Source organism: Colwellia sp. BRX8-4 (assembly GCF_014077345.1).
GTDB lineage: Bacteria > Pseudomonadota > Gammaproteobacteria > Enterobacterales > Alteromonadaceae > Colwellia_A.
Map to the genome: position 1 here is coordinate 1 of NZ_JACGVS010000070.1, position 319 is coordinate 319.

Here is a 319-nt window from a genome sequence, read left to right on the forward strand (position 1 = left end):
GCCCGTAAAAGGTAATAACGTTGTCGGTTGCTCTCCGATAATGGCTGCTTTGATACGCAGTTGAATACTGGTAAAACTCGATTGCTCAGGTGTTGGAGCAATGCCTGCACGTACTGGATTTAAATCTACATAAGCCATACAAGCAAGTAATGCCCCTTCATCGAGCAGGGCTTGAGATTTAAAGCGTCCTTCCCAAAAGTGCCCCGTGCATTTATCTTCTTTATTGGCTTGTCGAGCAATAGGCTCGTTTAATGCCCGCATAAACCAACTGATATCGATTAAGCGCTGTTTATAGACCTGTGCTGTTTCTTCAACCATT

The 319-nt window shown here is 44.2% G+C and carries 1 protein-coding gene; it reads right to left on the reverse strand.

The genetic code is table 11. The features are described 5' to 3' along the window. On the reverse strand, positions 1 to 319 hold a 319-nt coding region (locus tag H4J56_RS19410), incomplete at both ends, for a transposase (RefSeq protein WP_404842655.1).